The sequence below is a fragment of the Parabacteroides sp. AF39-10AC genome, assembly GCF_003635405.1.
In the GTDB taxonomy this organism is placed as follows: domain Bacteria; phylum Bacteroidota; class Bacteroidia; order Bacteroidales; family Tannerellaceae; genus Parabacteroides; species Parabacteroides distasonis.
This window is the reverse complement of record NZ_QTLP01000015.1, coordinates 88,790-104,379: the sequence shown is the minus strand read 5'-3', so window position 1 is coordinate 104,379 and position 15,590 is coordinate 88,790. Positions and strand designations below refer to the sequence as shown.

Below are 15,590 nucleotides of genomic sequence, written 5' to 3'. Positions count from 1 at the left end.
AATAGAGATGGTAAATGTTAAATATTAATAAATACGACAAGAGCCTACCTTGCCAAACGGGAACAAATATGTACCTTTGCACCGTTTTTAGTGCGGAGTATACGAAAAAAACAGGCACAACTTATTGATTGTCCGAAAATAATGCGTAACTTTGCGGCTCGAAATAGGAAAAGATTAGATAAATAATAATAACACATTCAAAGTTTAAAAAAAGAAAGAAATGCCTACAATTCAGCAATTAGTTAGAAAAGGAAGGGAAACTTTGGTGGAGAAGGGTAAATCACCCGCATTGGACGCTTGTCCTCAAAGACGTGGCGTTTGCGTACGTGTTTACACTACGACTCCGAAGAAACCTAACTCTGCAATGCGTAAAGTAGCGAGAGTACGTTTGACAAATGGTAAGGAAGTTAACTCCTATATTCCGGGAGAAGGACACAACTTGCAAGAGCACTCTATCGTATTGGTACGTGGTGGTCGTGTAAAGGACCTTCCGGGTGTGCGTTATCACATCGTACGTGGTACGTTGGATACAGCGGGTGTTAACGGCCGTACGCAAAGACGTTCCAAATATGGAGCTAAGCGTCCGAAACCGGGTCAAGCAGCAGCTGCCGCAAAAGGTAAGAAGAAGTAATTAATTACATGCCTTCAAACTGAGATTTAAATTTAAGTATTAAAACAGGTTTGAGTTATTTGGATAGGCTATAAGGTTGAGTAAATGGTTCAGCGGAACCGTTGAAGACAAATTAAAGGCAACCAACGACAAGAACAAATTTTTGAAAACAAAATGAGAAAAGCAAAACCAAAGAAAAGACAGATCCTTCCGGATCCTGTTTTCGGTGATGTAAAGGTTACGAGATTCGTTAACCATTTGATGTATGATGGCAAGAAAAATACTGCCTTCGAAATTTTCTATTCCGCTTTGGAAACCGTTAAGGGCAAATTGCCTAACGAGGAAAAGTCCGCTCTCGAAATTTGGAAAGCTGCGCTTGATAACATTACTCCTCAAGTCGAAGTTAAGTCACGCCGTGTAGGTGGTGCTACATTCCAAGTCCCTACTGAAATCCGCCCGGATCGTAAAGAGTCAATTTCTATGAAGAACCTTATTATCTTCGCACGTAAACGTGGAGGTAAGACTATGGCTGACAAGTTGTCTGCAGAGATTGTAGATGCTTTCAATAACCAAGGTGGCGCATTCAAAAGAAAAGAAGATATGCACCGTATGGCTGAGGCTAACCGTGCGTTCGCTCACTTCAGATTTTAATTTTTAAGGCAATAAAAAGAATATGGCAAACAACGATAAGCAATTGATGTTCACTAGGAACATCGGTATCATGGCTCACATTGACGCTGGTAAGACAACGACTTCTGAACGTATCTTGTTTTACACAGGTTTGACACACAAGATCGGTGAGACTCATGATGGTACTGCTACAATGGACTGGATGGCGCAGGAGCAGGAGCGTGGTATCACGATTACTTCCGCTGCTACGACTACATTCTGGAACTATTTGGGCAACCGTTATAAAATCAACTTGATTGACACTCCGGGACACGTAGACTTCACGGTTGAGGTTGAACGTTCTCTTCGTGTATTGGATGGTGCTGTTGCTACATTCTGTGCCGTAGGTGGTGTTGAGCCCCAGTCTGAGACTGTATGGCGTCAGGCTGATAAATATAATGTACCTCGTATCGGTTACGTTAATAAGATGGACCGCTCGGGTGCTAACTACTATGAGGTAGTACGCCAATTGAAGGACGTATTAGGAGCTAATCCTTGTCCGATCCAGATCCCTATCGGAGCTGAGGAGACTTTCAAGGGTGTTGTCGACTTGATCAAGATGAAGGCTATCTTCTGGCACGACGAGACTATGGGTGCCGAGTATAGCGTAGAGGAGATCCCGGCAGACTTGCAAGCTGAGGCTGAGGAGTGGCGCGACAAGATGCTTGAGGCTTTGGCTGAGTGCGACGACGCTATCATGGAGAAATACTTCGATGATCCTTCTACGATCACGGAAGAGGAGATCATGGTTGCTATCCGCAAGGGTACGTTGGCTATGCAGATCAACCCGATGACTTGTGGTTCTTCTTTCAAGAATAAAGGTGTACAGACTCTATTGGACGCAGTTTGCGCGTTTTTGCCTTCTCCTGAAGATACGCCGGCTATCGAGGGTACGGATCCTTCAGATCCTGATAAAATAATCACTCGTAAACCTTTGTTCGAGGAGCCATTGACGGCGTTGGCATTTAAGATCGCTACCGACCCGTATGTAGGTCGTTTGTGCTTCTTCCGTGTATACGCAGGTTCTATCAACGCTGGTTCTTATGTGTTGAACACTCGTTCCGGAAAGAAAGAGCGTATCTCACGTTTGTTCCAGATGCACTCTAACAAGCAGAACCCGATGGAGGTGATTGGTTGTGGTGATATCGGCGCAGGTGTTGGTTTCAAGGATATCCGTACAGGTGATACACTTTGCGACGAAAACCATCCGATCACATTGGAGTCTATGGAATTCCCGGAACCGGTTATCGGTATCGCAGTAGAGCCTAAGACTCAGAAAGACATGGATAAGTTGGGTATGGGCTTGGCTAAGTTGGCCGAGGAGGATCCTACTTTCCGCGTACAGACAAACGAGGAGACAGGTCAGACCGTTATTAGCGGTATGGGTGAGCTTCACTTGGATATCATCATCGACCGTTTGCGTCGTGAGTTCAAGGTTGAATGTAACCAAGGCCGTCCGCAGGTTACTTATAAGGAGGCTATCACGCAGCCGGTTGAGCTTCGCGAGGTTTACAAAAAGCAATCTGGAGGTCGTGGTAAGTTCGCAGATATCATCGTTCGTATGGAGCCGGCAGACGAGAGCTTCGAGGGTACTTTGCAATTCATCGATGAGGTGAAGGGTGGTAACATTCCTAAGGAATTCATCCCGTCCGTACAGAAAGGTTTCGAGAAGGCTATGAAGAACGGTGTGTTGGCAGGTTATCCGCTTGACAAGTTGAAAGTGACTTTGATCGATGGTTCTTTCCACCCGGTAGACTCAGACCAGTTGTCATTCGAGATCGCCGCTATCCAAGCGTTCAAGAACGCTTCCGCCAAGGCAGGTCCTGTATTGATGGAGCCGATCATGCAGATGGAGGTTGTTACTCCAGAAGAGAGCATGGGTGACGTTATCGGTGACTTGAACAAGCGTCGTGGACAAGTTGAGGGTATGGAGACTAGCCGTACGGGAGCTCGTATCGTGAAGGCTAAGGTTCCATTGGCTGAGACATTCGGTTATGTGACAGCTTTGCGTACGATTACTTCAGGTCGTGCTACATCTTCAATGCAGTTCTCACACTACGCTCAAGTATCCTCTTCTATCGCTAAGCAAGTATTGACAGAGGTGCAAGGTCGCGTTGATTTGATCAAATAATATTTAGAAACATATAATAAATATGAGCCAAAAGATCAGAATTAAATTGAAGTCTTACGATTATTCTCTGGTAGACAAGTCTGCCGAGAAGATCGTAAAGACGGTAAAGGCTACAGGTGCTATCGTTAGCGGTCCTATACCTCTTCCTACGCACAAACGTATCTTTACAGTGAACCGCTCTACTTTCGTTAACAAGAAATCTCGTGAGCAGTTCGAACTCTCTTCTTATAAGAGATTAATCGATATCTATAGCTCAACTGCGAAGACAGTTGACGCTTTGATGAAGCTAGAATTACCTAGCGGTGTAGAAGTAGAAATTAAAGTGTAAGTTTTTAACAATTAGTGAAATGCCAGGATTATTAGGAAAAAAAATCGGAATGACATCCGTTTTCAGTGCCGAGGGAAAAAATCTTCCATGCACTGTTATCGAAGTGGGTCCTTGTGTGGTTACACAGATCAAGACTTTGGAGAAAGATGGCTATGAAGCTGTACAGTTGGGTTTCCAAGAGAAGAAAGAGAAGCACACGACACAGCCTGAGATGGGTCACTTCAAGAAAGCCGGTGTAGCACCTCAAAGACACTTGGCCGAGTTCAAGAATTTCGAAACTGAGTACAAGTTGGGTGACGTGATCACTGTAGACTTCTTGGAAGACGCAGGTTTCGTGGATGTAGTGGGTACATCAAAGGGTAAAGGTTTCCAAGGTGTAGTAAAACGTCATGGTTTTGGTGGTGTAGGTCAGACTACTCACGGTCAGCATAACCGTGCTCGTAAGCCGGGTTCTATCGGTGCTTGTTCTTACCCCGCAAAGGTATTTAAGGGCATGCGAATGGGCGGCCAGATGGGTAACGAACGTGTAACCGTTCAGAATCTTCAAGTGATCAAGGTAATGCCGGAACACAACCTTTTATTGGTAAAGGGATCTGTTCCAGGAGCAAAAGGTTCAATCTTATTAATTGAAAAGTAATGGAACTGAGCGTATTTAATATTAAAGGTGAAGATACCGGAAGAAAGGTAACTTTGAACGATGCGATCTTCGGCATTGAACCCAACGATCATGCTATTTACTTGGACGTAAAGCAGTATTTGGCAAATCAACGTCAGGGAACGCATAAGTCTAAAGAGAGAAGCGAAGTATCTGGTAGTACACGTAAGCTGATCCGTCAGAAAGGTGGTGGTGGCGCACGTCGTGGTGATATCAACTCTCCGGTGTTGGTTGGTGGTGGCCGTGTATTCGGTCCGAAGCCTCGTGATTATGAGTTCAAGCTGAACAAGAAAGTAAAATCTTTGGCTCGTAAGTCAGCATTGAGCTACAAGGCAAAGAACAATGCGATTGTTGTCGTAGAGGATTTCACAATGGAAGCTCCTAAGACTAAAGAATTTATAACAATTGCTAAAAACTTGAAAGTGGCTGATAAAAAGTTACTTATGGTTTTACCGGAGAAGAATAATTTAGTATATTTGTCCGCTCGAAATTTAGAGAAGGCAAGTGTAATAACTGCTTCTGAACTAAATACATACGCTGTGTTAAACGCTGTTAATTTGGTTTTAACGGAAAGTTCAGTCGCTGTTGTTGAACAAAATTTTAAAGCATAAGGAGTAGAATAATGGGAATTATTATTAAGCCTATAGTAACTGAGAAACAAACAGCGATCACAGAGAAATTTCCGAATCGCTATGGTTTTCGTGTTTCTCCTGATGCCAACAAATTGGAGATAAAGAAAGCTGTAGAGGACATGTACAGTGTTACAGTAGTTGATGTTAACACCATCAACTACTCTGGAAAGCGTAAAAGCCGTTATACAAAATCAGGTATCATCAACGGCAAGCAAGCTGCTTTCAAGAAAGCGATCGTAACGTTGAAAGAAGGAGAAACAATTGATTTCTTTAGTAATATCTAAAAAGAGAAATGGGAATACGTAAATTAAAGCCCACGACACCGGGGCAGAGACACAAAGTTATTGGTGCATTTGATAAAATCACTGCAAGTACACCAGAGAAGTCTCTTGTAGTAGGTAAGAAGAGTACAGGTGGACGTAACAACACTGGTAAGATGACAATGCGTTATATCGGTGGCGGTCACAAACAAAAGTACAGAATTATCGATTTCAAGAGAAACAAAGATGGCATTCCTGCGACAGTAAAGTCTATCGAGTATGATCCTAACCGTTCATCTCGTATCGCTTTGTTGTATTACGCTGACGGAGCAAAGAGCTATATCATCGCTCCGAACGGATTGGAAGTTGGCCAAACAGTGGTTTCAGGTAGCGACGCCGCTCCTGAGGTAGGTAATACTTTGCCTATGGCAAATATTCCCGTTGGTACTATTATTCACAATATTGAGCTTCGTCCTGGACAGGGTGCCAAAATGGTACGTTCCGCAGGTGCATTCGCTCAGCTGACTTCAAAGGAAGGCGCTTATGCGATTATTAAGATGCCTTCTGGTGAAACTAGAAAGATTCTTGCGGCTTGTAAGGCTACAATTGGCGCAGTTGGCAACTCAGACCATGCTCTTGAAAAATCAGGTAAGGCCGGTCGCTCTAGATGGTTAGGTCGTCGTCCTCGTAACCGTGGTGTTGTTATGAACCCGGTTGATCACCCAATGGGTGGTGGTGAAGGTCGTTCTTCCGGAGGTCATCCTAGATCCCGTAATGGCTTATATGCTAAGGGCTTGAAGACTAGAGCTCCTAAGAAGCATTCTTCAAAGTATATTATTGAAAGAAGAAAGAAATAATCTGATTAATTAAGTAAACTATGAGTCGTTCGCTAAAAAAAGGCCCGTATATTAATGTAAAGCTTGAGAAGAAAGTTCTGGCAATGAATGAGTCAGGAAAGAAAGCCGTAGTTAAGACATGGGCAAGAGCTTCAATGATTTCGCCTGATTTCGTAGGCCATACTATTGCAGTTCATAATGGAAATAAATTTATTCCTGTTTTCGTAACCGAGAATATGGTAGGTCACAAGTTGGGAGAGTTCTCACCGACACGTACTTTCCGCGGTCACGCCGGTAACAAGAAGAAATAATATCGGTAGTAACAGGAATTCAGGAATCTGAAAATAAAAAGAATCGAATAAAATGGGTGCTAGAAAAAGAATATCAGCTGAAGCAAGAAAAGAAGCCCAAAAGACCATGTATTTCGCGAAGTTGAACAATGTTCCTACCTCTCCTCGTAAGATGCGTTTGGTAGCAGACATGATTCGCGGTATGGAAGTATTCCGTGCGCTTGGTGTTTTGAAGTTTTCTAACAAGGAAGCTGCAGCAAGAGTAGAAAAATTGCTTCGTTCAGCAATCGCAAACTGGGAACAGAAAAATGAACGTAAAGCAGAAGCAGGAGAGTTATGCGTATCTTCAATCAGCGTTGATTGCGCTACTACGTTGAAGAGAATGCGTCCGGCTCCTCAAGGAAGAGGTTACAGAATTCGTAAACGCTCGAACCACGTAACTCTGTTTGTTGATACACTTAGTAAAAACGATAGTCAAAATTAATTTGTAGATGGGACAAAAGGTTAATCCGATTAGTAATCGTTTAGGAATTATCCGTGGTTGGGATTCCAATTGGTATGGCGGTAAGAATTACGGGGATACTTTGCTGGAAGATAGCAAAATCCGTAAATATTTGAATGCCCGTCTTGCAAAAGCTAGTGTATCTCGTATCGTTATTGAACGTACGCTTAAGTTGATCACGATCACTGTTTGTACGTCGCGTCCGGGTATCATCATCGGTAAAGGTGGTCAGGAAGTTGATAAGTTGAAGGAAGAGTTGAAGAAGATCACTGATAAAGAAGTGCAGATCAACATCTTCGAGGTGAAGAGACCTGAATTGGACGCTGTTATCGTAGCAAACAACATCGCACGTCAGCTTGAAGGTAAAATCGCATATCGTCGCGCGGTAAAGATGGCTATCGCCTCTACCATGAGAATGGGCGCCGAGGGTATAAAGATTCAAATCTCTGGTCGTTTGAATGGTGCTGAAATGGCTCGTTCGGAAATGTATAAGGAAGGAAGAACTCCGTTGCACACTCTTAGAGCAGATATCGACTATGCTTTGGCTGAGGCCTTGACAAAAGTTGGTTTGCTGGGTGTTAAGGTTTGGATCTGCCGTGGTGAGGTTTATGGCAAGCGCGATCTTGCTCCTTCTTTCACTGCTGCCAAGGAGACAGGCCGTAGAAACGACAATGCCGGTGGCAACAGAGACAAGAACTTCAAGAGAAAAAGAGCTAATCGTTAAACGTTAGAATTTAAGTAGAGATGTTACAACCAAAGAAAACCAAGTTCAGAAGACAGCAGAAAGGTCGCATGAAGGGCGAAGCTCAACGTGGCAACCAGCTGGCCTTCGGTTCTTTTGGAATAAAGTCATTAGAGAATAAATGGATTACCGGTCGTCAGATCGAGGCTGCCCGTATCGCCGTTACACGTTATATGCAACGTCAGGGTCAGGTTTGGGTTCGTATCTTCCCGGATAAGCCAATCACGAAGAAGCCTGCAGAGGTTCGTATGGGTAAAGGTAAAGGTAATCCCGAGGGATTTGTTGCGCCTGTTACTCCGGGTCGTCTGATTTTCGAGATCGAAGGTGTTCCCTTTGATATCGCTAAGGAAGCGTTGCGCCTTGCCGCACAAAAACTTCCGGTTACAACCAAGTTTGTTGTGAGACGTGATTATGACATGCAAAATCAAAATGCGTAATTGTTATGAAGATTGCAGAAATTAGAGAACTAAGCACGAAAGAGTTGCTAGAGAGAGTAGATGCAGAGGTTGCGGCCTATGATCAGAAGAAGATTAACCATAGCATCTCGCCTATGGATAATCCTTCTCAGATTAAACAGCAACGCAGATTGATTGCGCGCATGAAAACAGAATTGCGCCAGAGAGAACTTAACAACAAATAATTGAGCCTGATGGAAACTAGAAATTTAAGAAAAGAAAGAACGGGCGTGGTAACGAGCAACAAGATGGATAAAAGCATCACGGTTGCCATTAAATGGAAGGAAAAACACCCCATTTATGGAAAGTTCGTTAATAAGACGAAGAAATATCATGCTCACGACGAAAATAACGAATGCAACATTGGCGATACCGTAAAGATTATGGAGACTCGTCCTTTGAGCAAGACTAAAAGATGGAGATTAGTTCAAATAATCGAAAGGGCTAAGTAAGATGATACAACAAGAATCAAGACTAGTAGTAGCAGATAACAGTGGAGCTAAGGAAGCTTTGTGTATCCGTGTTTTGGGCGGTACGAGAAAGCGTTATGCCACTGTAGGTGATGTGATCGTAGTAGCAATCAAAAGCGTAATCCCAGCTAGCGACGTTAAGAAGGGTGCTGTTTCTAAGGCTATCATCGTTCGTACTAAGAAAGAGATCCGCCGTCCGGATGGTTCTTATATCCGTTTCGATGATAACGCTTGCGTATTATTGAATGCCGGTGGCGATATCCGTGGTAGCCGTATCTTCGGTCCGGTTGCCAGAGAGCTTCGTGCAACAAACATGAAAATTGTATCACTTGCACCTGAAGTGCTTTAATCTCGTAAAATTTAAAGTAATGAGTAAATTACATATCAAAAAAGGCGATATAGTATTTGTTAATGCCGGCGAGGACAAAGGTAAGACAGGTCGTGTTTTACAGGTACTTGTAAAAGATAATCGTGCGATTGTCGAAGGTATTAATGTGGTATCAAAGCATACCAAGCCTAATGCGAAGAATCCTCAAGGAGGAATCGAAAAGAAGGAAGCTCCTATTCATCTTTCTAACCTTAACGTGGTTGACCCGAAATCTGGTAAAGCTACACGTATCGGCCGTAAGTTGAATGAGAAGGGTGCTTTAGTGCGTTATTCTAAAAAATCAGGGGAGGAAATTAAGTAATGAGCAATACTGCCAGTCTTAAGAAAGAATACCAAGACAGAATTGTTCCTGCCTTAACGAAGGAGTTCGGTTACAAATCCGTGATGCAGGTACCTGTTTTGAAGAAAATCGTGATTAATCAGGGATTAGGTATGGCTACGGCTGACAAGAAGATCATCGATATCGCTATCAGCGAGTTGTCTACGATCACCGGTCAAAAAGCTGTCGCTACCGTATCTAAAAAGGATATCTCTAACTTTAAGTTGCGTAAGAAGATGCCGATCGGTGTGATGGTGACATTACGTCGTGAGCAGATGTACGAGTTCTTGGAGAGACTTGTTCGTGTCGCTCTTCCTCGTATCCGCGACTTCAAGGGAATTGAGAGTAAGTTAGACGGAAGAGGCAATTATACACTCGGTATTCAGGAACAAATCATTTTTCCTGAAATAAATATCGATAATATTACCAAAATATTGGGAATGAATATTACCTTTGTGACCTCTGCGAAAACAGACGAAGAAGGTTATGCTCTTTTGAGAGAATTTGGATTGCCTTTTAAAAACGGAAAAAAAGACTAAGTAGTTATGGCTAAGGAATCAATGAAGGCCCGTGAGGTTAAAAGAGCAAAGCTTGTTGCTAAGTATGCCGCTAAAAGAGCTCAGCTTAAGGCAGAAGGTAACTATGAGGCTTTGCAGGCTTTACCTAAAAATGCTTCTCCTGTACGTTTGCACAACCGTTGCAAGATTACAGGACGTCCGAAAGGGTATGTACGCCAGTTCGGTATTTCTCGTATCCAATTGCGTGAAATGGCATCTAATGGTTTAATCCCGGGTGTAAAGAAAGCAAGTTGGTAAGAGTTTTTTTAGTTTAAATATTGTCCGGGTGGCCGGATCAATTTAATTAATTATTTATATGACAGATCCTATTGCAGATTATTTGACAAGATTGCGTAACGCAATCAAAGCGAAGCACAGAGTTGTTGAGGTGCCGGCGTCAAATTTAAAGAAAGAGATCACTAAGATCCTTTTCGACAAGGGCTACATTCTTAATTTTAAGTTTGTAGAGGATGGTCCTCAAGGTACGATCAAGATCGCCTTGAAGTATGACCTAGTAAACAAAGTTAATGCGATTAAGAAACTTGAGAGAGTTTCTACGCCCGGTTTGCGTAAGTACACTGGTTACAAAGAAATGCCGAGAGTATTGAATGGTTTAGGTATTGCTGTTCTTTCTACTTCTAAAGGTGTGATGACTGACAAAGAGGCCCGCGATCTGAAGATCGGTGGCGAGGTATTATGTTACGTTTATTAATTAGGAGGGAAGAAGAATGTCAAGAATAGGAAAATTACCAATTCATGTACCGGCTGGTGTTACAGTTACAATTAAGGATAATGTAGTAACAGTTAAAGGCCCTAAAGGTGAACTTGTACAGGAAGTGAATCCTGATATTAACGTTACTTTGGAAGACGGAGTTATCCATTTAACAAGACCTACTGATGATAAGAATCATCGTGCGTTACACGGTTTGTATCGCTCTTTGATCAACAACATGGTTGTTGGCTGCTCAGAGGGATATAAGAAGGAGCTTGAGTTAGTAGGTGTTGGTTACCGTGTTTCAAATACAGGTCAGTTATTGGATCTTTCTTTAGGTTATACTCACAATATCTATTTGCAGTTGCCGAAGGAAGTGAAAGTTGAGACGAAGTCTGAGAGAAATAAGAACCCTCTTATTATCCTTGAATCGGCTGACAAACAATTATTAGGTCAGATTTGCGCGAAGATCCGTTCATTCAGAATGCCTGAACCGTATAAAGGTAAGGGTATTAAGTTCGTGGGTGAAGAGATTCGTAGAAAGTCTGGTAAGTCAGCAGGTAAGTAATCTACGTAAACTGAAATTATCATGACAACGAAGCTAGAAAGAAGATTAAAAATAAAAGCAGGCGTACGCGGCAAAATCTCAGGAACTACTGAGCGTCCGCGCCTGACTGTGTTTAGAAGCAACAAGCAAATCTACGCACAGGTGATAGATGATACTACAGGCAAGACTTTAGCCGCTGCTTCATCTTTGAAATTAGATGTTAAGGCTCCGAAAAAGGAGATCGCTGCTAAGGTTGGTGAATTAATCGCTAAAGGCGCTCAGGAAGCTGGCGTTCAGACAGTGGTTTTCGACCGTAATGGTTACCTGTATCACGGGAGAATTAAAGAATTAGCAGATGCTGCACGTAACGGCGGCCTTAAATTTTAATGAAGATGGCAAATAATAGAGTTAAATCGACCAACGACTTAGAGTTGAAGGACAGACTGGTTGCAATCAACCGTGTAACTAAGGTTACAAAAGGTGGACGTACATTCAGTTTTGCTGCTATCGTTGTAGTAGGAAACGAGGATGGTATCGTTGGCTGGGGATTAGGTAAAGCCGGTGAGGTAACGACAGCTATCGCTAAAGGTGTAGAAGCAGCTAAGAAGAACTTGATCAAGGTTCCGGTACACAAAGGTACGATCCCTCACGAACAATTAGCTAAATTCGGTGGTGCTCAAGTGCTGATTAGACCGGCATCTCACGGTACCGGTGTTAAGGCTGGTGGTGCTATGCGTGCCGTATTGGAGAGCGTAGGTATTACAGACGTTTTGGCAAAATCTAAAGGTTCTTCCAACCCTCATAACTTGGTGAAAGCTACTATCGCTGCGCTAGGTGAGTTGAGAAGCCCGTTCGATGTTGCTCAGAACAGAGGTGTTGCTGTTGAAAAAGTATTTAGAGGTTAATTAGGGAGGATAAGTTTATGGCGACTATTAAAGTAAAGCAAGTTAAAAGTAGAATTAAATGCCCGAAAGACCAAAAGAGAACGCTTGACGCACTAGGGCTGAGAAAGATGAACCAGATTGTAGAGCATGAAGCTAATCCGGCGATCTTAGGTATGGTTGAGAAAGTGAAACATTTGGTTTCTGTAGAAAAGTAATAATTGGTTGAAAAAATAAATTATACGATATGAATTTATCAAATTTAAAACCGGCTGAAGGATCTACCAAGACCAGAAAAAGAATCGGACGTGGTCCGGGTTCAGGATTAGGCGGAACTTCAACAAGAGGTCATAAAGGTGCCAAGTCTAGATCTGGCTACAAGAACAAGATTGGTTTCGAAGGTGGTCAGATGCCTATTCAAAGACGTTTGCCTAAATTCGGTTTCAAGAATATTAACCGTGTAGAATATAAAGCTATTAATATCGATACTTTGCAACAAATGGCAGAGGCTAAGCAATTGACTAAGATTGGTATTAATGAATTGATGGAGGCTGGTTTCATCTCTTCTTCTCAAGTGGTTAAAATTCTTGGTAACGGTAGCTTGACCGCTAAGTTAGAGGTTGAGGCTCACGCTTTCTCTAAGAGCGCAGAGGCAGCTATCCAAGCCGCAGGTGGAACAGTCGTTAAACTCTAAGTCATGAGAGCTGTTGAAACAATCAAGAATATCTGGAAGATTGAGGATCTGAGAAATCGGATCCTCACCACTCTTTTATTGGTGGCTATATACCGTTTTGGTACGTATGTAGTGCTTCCGGGTATCGATCCCAAAGCGTTGACCGCTTTACAGGAGCAGACAAGAGGCGGATTGCTTGCACTGTTGGATATGTTCTCAGGTGGAGCCTTTTCTAACGCATCTATTTTTGCGTTGGGAATCATGCCATATATCTCCGCTTCAATTGTTATGCAGTTGTTAGCCATCGCAGTTCCTTCTTTCCAAAAATTGCAGAGAGAGGGTGAGAGTGGCCGTAGAAAAATCAATCAGTGGACTCGTTACTTGACGATAGCGATCTTGTTATTCCAAGGTCCTACTTACTTGGTGAATTTAAGCGTTCAGCTTAAGGCTGCCGGCGCTGCTTTACCGGGTGGTATTTGGTTCACGATCTCATCTACGATCATCTTGGCTGCGGGAAGTATGTTTATCTTATGGCTAGGTGAAAGAATTACAGATAAAGGTGTTGGAAATGGTATTTCATTTATCATTTTAGTTGGTATTATAGCCCGTCTGCCGCACTCTTTGTTCCAAGAATTCGTTTCTAGAACAAGTGAGAAAACCGGTGGTCTGGTTATGTTCTTATTTGAGATGCTGTTCCTTTTGCTTGTTATCGCTGGTGCGATTTTATTGGTACAAGGTACTCGTAAGGTCCCCGTGCAATACGCAAAAAGGATTATCGGTAATAAACAATATGGTGGCGCACGTCAGTATATCCCTTTGAAGGTGAATGCCGCTAACGTAATGCCTATCATCTTCGCTCAGGCGATCATGTTTATTCCTATCTCAATTGTAGGTTTCTCTAGTACGGGAGAGCAGAGCGGTTTTTGGGCTGCTTTCATGGATAATACGGGATTTTGGTACAACTTCGTGTTTGCGGTGTTGATTATCCTGTTTACGTATTTCTATACGGCTATCACGATCAATCCGACCCAGATGTCAGATGATTTGAAGAGAAACAATGGTTTTATTCCGGGTGTGAAACCGGGTAAGAATACCAAAGACTATCTGGATAGCATTATGGACCGTATTACTTTGCCGGGTGCTTTTTTCCTTGCGTTGGTTGCTATCATGCCCGCTTTCGCTAGAATTGCCGGTGTAAGTATGGAGTTCTCCCAATTCTTTGGTGGTACATCTTTGTTGATTTTGGTTGGTGTGGTGTTGGATACATTGCAGCAAGTTGAAAGTCATTTGCTAATGCGTCATTATGACGGTTTGTTGAAGTCAGGAAGAATTAAAGGCCGTACAGGCTCTGTTGCCGCTTATTAATAGAATGATCTATTTAAAGACAGATGAAGAGATTGAGTTGATGCGTGAGGCTAATCAACTGGTGGGTAAGACACTTGGCGAGGTAGCTAAGCATATTGTCCCCGGAGTCTCCACACTTCAACTTGATAAGATTGCGGAAGAGTTCATTAGAGATAATGGTGCTGTTCCGGCTTTTTTGGGATATGGTGGTTTCCCTAATTCAATATGTGCCTCAGTGAATGATCAGGTGGTGCATGGTATTCCTTCTTCTAAGATGATCTTGAAAGAGGGTGACGTGATCTCTGTGGATTGTGGGACGATATTGAATGGTTTTGTCGGTGACTCCGCTTACACTTTCTGTGTAGGTGAGGTTGCGCCGGAAGTGAAGAAATTGTTGAAAGCGACGAAGGATTCACTTTATTTAGGTATCCAATGTGCTGTTGAAGGTCACCGTTTGGGTGATATCAGTAATGCGATTCAGACTTATTGCGAGTCTCAAGGTTACTCTGTCGTAAGAGAGCTGGTGGGACATGGTATAGGTCGGAAAATGCATGAGGAACCGGAAGTGCCTAATTATGGCAGACGTGGATGCGGACCGTTATTGCGTAACGGAATGTGTATCTGCATCGAGCCGATGATCAACATGGGAAGCAAGAACGTTGCATTTGAGAAAGACGGATGGACGGTTCGCACAAAGGACAGAAAGCCTTCTGCTCATTTCGAGCATTGTATCGCTATACGTCCGGATGGTCCCCAGATCTTATCTTCATTTAAGTTTTTAGAGGAAGTTCTAGGAGAAAACGCAATTTAATTGGATTTATATGGCTAAACAATCAGCAATAGAGAAAGATGGAGTAATTGTAGAAGCATTGTCAAACGCGATGTTTCGTGTAGAATTGGAGAACGGACATGAAATTACCGCTCATATCTCAGGAAAGATGCGTATGCATTACATTAAGATCCTTCCGGGGGATAAGGTAAGAGTAGAAATGTCTCCGTATGATCTATCGAAAGGTAGAATTGCTTTTAGATACAAATAAAATTAAACACGATATGAAAGTAAGAGCATCTTTAAAGAAGCGTACACCTGAGTGCAAGATAGTAAGAAGAAAGGGTCGCTTATACGTAATTAACAAGAAAAATCCTAAGTATAAACAACGTCAAGGATAATTTATTATTTTTGCAAAATAATCTAAGTAAGTAATATGGCTATAAGAATAGTTGGTGTAGACTTGCCACAAAATAAAAGAGGAGAAATCGCTTTGACTTATATCTATGGTATTGGTCGTAGCGCTGCAAAATCCGTATTAGATAAGGCTGGGGTTGATCGTGATATCAAAGTTAAGGATTGGACAGACGATCAAGCCGCAAAGGTTCGTGAAGTCATTGGCGCTGAGTACAAGGTTGAAGGTGACCTTCGTTCAGAAGTTCAGTTGAACATCAAGCGTCTGATGGATATTGGTTGCTACAGAGGAGTTCGTCATCGCCTTGGTTTGCCTTTGAGAGGCCAAAGCACGAAGAACAACGCTCGTACTCGTAAGGGTAAGAAGAAAACTGTTGCAAATAAGAAAAAAGCTACTAAATAATAA

Annotated in this window: 29 protein-coding genes; all 29 read left to right on the top strand. The window is 42.7% G+C overall.

Annotation, left to right across the window (positions count from 1 at the left end; translation table 11 throughout):
- Window positions 1–220: 220 nt before the first annotated feature.
- The 29 genes from rpsL (at window position 221) to rpsM (ending at window position 15,587) form a co-directional block, all read left to right on the top strand.
- A complete protein-coding gene (gene rpsL / locus DW033_RS14745; protein ID WP_005853956.1) occupies window positions 221–631 on the top strand; it encodes a 30S ribosomal protein S12 in 411 nt (136 codons plus the stop codon).
- Window positions 632–784: 153 nt separating this feature from the next.
- Window positions 785–1,261, top strand: coding sequence for a 30S ribosomal protein S7 (gene rpsG / locus DW033_RS14740; RefSeq protein ID WP_005853957.1), 477 nt, complete (start codon window positions 785–787; stop codon window positions 1,259–1,261).
- Between the two features lie 22 nt (window positions 1,262–1,283).
- Window positions 1,284–3,410: an elongation factor G gene (gene fusA, locus DW033_RS14735; protein WP_005853959.1), complete on the top strand. Its 2,127-nt coding sequence runs from the start codon at window positions 1,284–1,286 to the stop codon at window positions 3,408–3,410.
- A gap of 22 nt (window positions 3,411–3,432) precedes the next feature.
- Window positions 3,433–3,738: a 30S ribosomal protein S10 gene (gene rpsJ, locus DW033_RS14730; protein ID WP_005853961.1), complete on the top strand. Its 306-nt coding sequence runs from the start codon at window positions 3,433–3,435 to the stop codon at window positions 3,736–3,738.
- 19 nt (window positions 3,739–3,757) lie between these two features.
- Complete coding sequence (rplC, locus tag DW033_RS14725) at window positions 3,758–4,375, top strand: 50S ribosomal protein L3 (RefSeq protein ID WP_005853963.1); 618 nt, start codon at window positions 3,758–3,760, stop codon at window positions 4,373–4,375.
- Window positions 4,375–5,004 carry a 50S ribosomal protein L4 gene (rplD, locus tag DW033_RS14720; protein WP_005853966.1) on the top strand — a complete coding sequence of 210 codons (630 nt, stop codon included), beginning with the start codon at window positions 4,375–4,377 and terminating at the stop codon, window positions 5,002–5,004. Before rplC ends, rplD begins: the two co-directional genes overlap by 1 nt.
- Before the next feature lie 11 nt (window positions 5,005–5,015).
- On the top strand, window positions 5,016–5,309 hold the full coding sequence (gene rplW, locus DW033_RS14715; protein ID WP_005853968.1) for a 50S ribosomal protein L23: 294 nt from the start codon (window positions 5,016–5,018) through the stop codon (window positions 5,307–5,309).
- Between the two features lie 8 nt (window positions 5,310–5,317).
- Entirely contained in the window at window positions 5,318–6,142 is an 825-nt protein-coding gene (gene rplB / locus DW033_RS14710) for a 50S ribosomal protein L2 (protein ID WP_005853970.1), read from the top strand.
- A 20-nt stretch (window positions 6,143–6,162) separates the two neighbouring features.
- Window positions 6,163–6,432 (top strand): 30S ribosomal protein S19, encoded by a 270-nt coding sequence (gene rpsS / locus DW033_RS14705; protein ID WP_005634738.1) that lies wholly within the window; start codon window positions 6,163–6,165, stop codon window positions 6,430–6,432.
- 52 nt (window positions 6,433–6,484) lie between these two features.
- Window positions 6,485–6,895 (top strand): 50S ribosomal protein L22, encoded by a 411-nt coding sequence (gene rplV / locus DW033_RS14700; RefSeq protein ID WP_005853972.1) that lies wholly within the window; start codon window positions 6,485–6,487, stop codon window positions 6,893–6,895.
- 7 nt (window positions 6,896–6,902) lie between these two features.
- On the top strand, window positions 6,903–7,637 hold the full coding sequence (gene rpsC, locus DW033_RS14695; protein ID WP_005853974.1) for a 30S ribosomal protein S3: 735 nt from the start codon (window positions 6,903–6,905) through the stop codon (window positions 7,635–7,637).
- Window positions 7,638–7,657: 20 nt separating this feature from the next.
- Complete coding sequence (rplP, locus tag DW033_RS14690; RefSeq protein WP_005853976.1) at window positions 7,658–8,092, top strand: 50S ribosomal protein L16; 435 nt, start codon at window positions 7,658–7,660, stop codon at window positions 8,090–8,092.
- A 5-nt stretch (window positions 8,093–8,097) separates the two neighbouring features.
- Window positions 8,098–8,295, top strand: coding sequence for a 50S ribosomal protein L29 (gene rpmC, locus DW033_RS14685; protein WP_005853979.1), 198 nt, complete (start codon window positions 8,098–8,100; stop codon window positions 8,293–8,295).
- Window positions 8,296–8,304: 9 nt separating this feature from the next.
- Complete coding sequence (gene rpsQ / locus DW033_RS14680) at window positions 8,305–8,562, top strand: 30S ribosomal protein S17 (protein ID WP_005853980.1); 258 nt, start codon at window positions 8,305–8,307, stop codon at window positions 8,560–8,562.
- 1 nt (window position 8,563) lies between these two features.
- On the top strand, window positions 8,564–8,929 hold the full coding sequence (gene rplN / locus DW033_RS14675; RefSeq protein ID WP_005853982.1) for a 50S ribosomal protein L14: 366 nt from the start codon (window positions 8,564–8,566) through the stop codon (window positions 8,927–8,929).
- A 19-nt stretch (window positions 8,930–8,948) separates the two neighbouring features.
- Complete coding sequence (gene rplX / locus DW033_RS14670) at window positions 8,949–9,269, top strand: 50S ribosomal protein L24 (RefSeq protein WP_005853984.1); 321 nt, start codon at window positions 8,949–8,951, stop codon at window positions 9,267–9,269.
- Window positions 9,269–9,826: a 50S ribosomal protein L5 gene (gene rplE / locus DW033_RS14665; protein ID WP_005853986.1), complete on the top strand. Its 558-nt coding sequence runs from the start codon at window positions 9,269–9,271 to the stop codon at window positions 9,824–9,826. Before rplX ends, rplE begins: the two co-directional genes overlap by 1 nt.
- A gap of 6 nt (window positions 9,827–9,832) precedes the next feature.
- Window positions 9,833–10,102 carry a 30S ribosomal protein S14 gene (gene rpsN, locus DW033_RS14660; protein WP_005853988.1) on the top strand — a complete coding sequence of 90 codons (270 nt, stop codon included), beginning with the start codon at window positions 9,833–9,835 and terminating at the stop codon, window positions 10,100–10,102.
- A 58-nt stretch (window positions 10,103–10,160) separates the two neighbouring features.
- A complete protein-coding gene (gene rpsH, locus DW033_RS14655; RefSeq protein WP_005634758.1) occupies window positions 10,161–10,556 on the top strand; it encodes a 30S ribosomal protein S8 in 396 nt (131 codons plus the stop codon).
- A 16-nt stretch (window positions 10,557–10,572) separates the two neighbouring features.
- A complete protein-coding gene (gene rplF / locus DW033_RS14650) occupies window positions 10,573–11,124 on the top strand; it encodes a 50S ribosomal protein L6 (RefSeq protein WP_005853990.1) in 552 nt (183 codons plus the stop codon).
- A 21-nt stretch (window positions 11,125–11,145) separates the two neighbouring features.
- Window positions 11,146–11,490 carry a 50S ribosomal protein L18 gene (gene rplR / locus DW033_RS14645; protein WP_005853992.1) on the top strand — a complete coding sequence of 115 codons (345 nt, stop codon included), beginning with the start codon at window positions 11,146–11,148 and terminating at the stop codon, window positions 11,488–11,490.
- A complete protein-coding gene (rpsE, locus tag DW033_RS14640; protein ID WP_008773758.1) occupies window positions 11,490–12,008 on the top strand; it encodes a 30S ribosomal protein S5 in 519 nt (172 codons plus the stop codon). The genes rplR and rpsE overlap by 1 nt, the downstream gene beginning before the upstream one ends.
- A gap of 17 nt (window positions 12,009–12,025) precedes the next feature.
- Entirely contained in the window at window positions 12,026–12,202 is a 177-nt protein-coding gene (gene rpmD / locus DW033_RS14635; RefSeq protein ID WP_005853996.1) for a 50S ribosomal protein L30, read from the top strand.
- A gap of 29 nt (window positions 12,203–12,231) precedes the next feature.
- Window positions 12,232–12,678 carry a 50S ribosomal protein L15 gene (gene rplO, locus DW033_RS14630; RefSeq protein ID WP_005853999.1) on the top strand — a complete coding sequence of 149 codons (447 nt, stop codon included), beginning with the start codon at window positions 12,232–12,234 and terminating at the stop codon, window positions 12,676–12,678.
- 3 nt (window positions 12,679–12,681) lie between these two features.
- Window positions 12,682–14,022, top strand: a complete 1,341-nt coding sequence (secY, locus tag DW033_RS14625; protein ID WP_122382871.1) for a preprotein translocase subunit SecY — start codon at window positions 12,682–12,684, stop codon at window positions 14,020–14,022.
- Between the two features lie 4 nt (window positions 14,023–14,026).
- Entirely contained in the window at window positions 14,027–14,812 is a 786-nt protein-coding gene (gene map / locus DW033_RS14620) for a type I methionyl aminopeptidase (protein ID WP_005867121.1), read from the top strand.
- Between the two features lie 10 nt (window positions 14,813–14,822).
- Window positions 14,823–15,041 (top strand): translation initiation factor IF-1, encoded by a 219-nt coding sequence (gene infA / locus DW033_RS14615; protein ID WP_005854007.1) that lies wholly within the window; start codon window positions 14,823–14,825, stop codon window positions 15,039–15,041.
- A gap of 13 nt (window positions 15,042–15,054) precedes the next feature.
- Complete coding sequence (ykgO, locus tag DW033_RS14610; protein WP_005645768.1) at window positions 15,055–15,171, top strand: type B 50S ribosomal protein L36; 117 nt, start codon at window positions 15,055–15,057, stop codon at window positions 15,169–15,171.
- A gap of 35 nt (window positions 15,172–15,206) precedes the next feature.
- A complete protein-coding gene (gene rpsM / locus DW033_RS14605; RefSeq protein ID WP_005854010.1) occupies window positions 15,207–15,587 on the top strand; it encodes a 30S ribosomal protein S13 in 381 nt (126 codons plus the stop codon).
- Window positions 15,588–15,590 lie beyond the last annotated feature (3 nt).